Below are 1,597 nucleotides of genomic sequence, written 5' to 3' on the forward strand. Positions count from 1 at the left end.
CACAGGGTGCTGAGCGACTGCCCGCAGTGCGTTTTGGATGCCGCGTATGGAGGCCGTGTCCAGTGAGGCAAAAGGCTGGTCTATCAGGGTGACCTGTGCCCCCGAAGCCAATGCAGCCACCAGTCCCACTTTGCGTCGGCTGCCGGTGGACAGCATGTTCAATCGCTTGCCCAGGTGTGGTTTCAATTGCAAATCGGTCACCAAACTGAGCTGCATCTCTGGCGACCAATCTGGCAAATACTGTCGCAATTGGGTCCAGAACACCTCAGGCGTGTCTTCGTCGTGCAGCGGCAGGCGCAGGTCAAGCCAAAGCACCGAGGCCGCTTGCGGGCGAGACAAGGGGACAAGTCCGCCCCCTACCCACAGTTCCCCAGCGGTGGCCGCCAAGTCGCCCGCCAGCAAACGCATCAGGCTCGTCTTGCCCACGCCCTCATCACCCACGAGCGCAGACACGCCAGCGGGCAAGCGCACATCCACTTGATGGAACAACGCCAGTGGTCCCGGTCCGCCAGTCAGGCCACGGGCATGCAGGACCGTGGAACGGACTTCGGCGGTGGGGGCGATGGCGTGGTGCAGCATGGGCAACATGCTACCAGTGGCCTCAGGCCGGCCGAATCGGCTGTGGGTTGAGGCATTTGGCAATCACTTTTACATTCTGAAACAAATTATTTTTAGTGTTTTAAATCTGGAAATATAATTCTTAATTGCTCAATTGATGAATAACGGGAAATCGATCATGCACCTCAACAATTTGTTGGAAGTCCGCGAAAAATCAAAAACATGGCTGCCTAAACTGTGCGCTCTGTTCGGCCTGATGGTGGCTCTGTTTGGGGTGTTCGTCGGCGGGGTCGTTTGGGCACAAGAGGCACACAAAAGTCCTGTCGTGTTGCAAATCTCAGGACGCATTGCTTGGCACAACCAAGGGCAAGTGGCCGCTTTGGACATGGCCGCCTTGCAAGCATTGCCCCAAAAAAGCTTCACCACACAAATGCCTTGGGAACAACAGCCTGTGACCTTCACGGGGCCCTTGCTTCGGGATGTGATGGCACTGGTCAAAGCGCAAGGCGAGCAGATTAGGGCGGTCGCTCTGAACGATTACCGGGTGAAGTTGCCTCTGTCGGATGCGCTTGAGCACGATGTTGTGGTGGCGGTGCAGATGAATGGCCAGCCGATCCCTGTTCGCACCAAAGGGCCTTTGTTCATCGTTTACCCCTTTGATGCCAAAAAGGAACTTCAGCACAAAACTTATTACGAGCGCTCCATTTGGCAACTCAAGGCCATTGAGGTGGAGTGATGCACCCGTCCGCAGCCGTCTCAGAGGTTGAAAACCCCTCAAACCTGGCACCTTCCCGATTTTTTTGGGGCTTGGCGTGGGTCGCTGCTGGGGTGATCGCGGCCTTGGTGGTGGCCACCACGGTGCAATGGCGTCAAGCTCAGGCCCTGGAGGCAGCGGCGCGTTTGCAAGAGGACTCCATGTCCGCCATCATCACAAACTTGGAGCGAGAAATGTGGCGGTTTGATGCCGCCATGGTCCGGCTCGATGCCCCCCCCGAGACGATGAGCATGGAAAGATCCATGCGTTTTGACATTTTGTTCA

3 protein-coding genes are annotated in these 1,597 nt (G+C 56.8%); 2 read left to right on the forward strand and 1 reads right to left on the reverse strand.

Annotated features, from left to right (window positions below):
• Nucleotides 1-588, reverse strand: a 588-nt coding sequence (locus Q0341_RS09625) for an ATP-binding cassette domain-containing protein (RefSeq protein WP_299512574.1), incomplete at its 3' end; no start/stop codon positions are given.
• Between the two features lie 148 nt (nucleotides 589-736).
• Here Q0341_RS09625 and Q0341_RS09630 point away from each other — a divergent pair.
• Both Q0341_RS09630 and Q0341_RS09635 read left to right on the forward strand, forming a co-directional pair.
• Nucleotides 737-1,294 (forward strand): molybdopterin-dependent oxidoreductase, encoded by a 558-nt coding sequence (locus tag Q0341_RS09630; protein ID WP_299512576.1) that lies wholly within the window; start codon nucleotides 737-739, stop codon nucleotides 1,292-1,294.
• The coding region (locus Q0341_RS09635) for a hypothetical protein (RefSeq protein WP_299512578.1) at nucleotides 1,294-1,597 on the forward strand (304 nt) is incomplete at its 3' end. The genes Q0341_RS09630 and Q0341_RS09635, both read left to right, overlap by 1 nt.

This window comes from uncultured Limnohabitans sp. (genome assembly GCF_937889215.1).
Taxonomy (GTDB): domain Bacteria; phylum Pseudomonadota; class Gammaproteobacteria; order Burkholderiales; family Burkholderiaceae_C; genus Limnohabitans_A.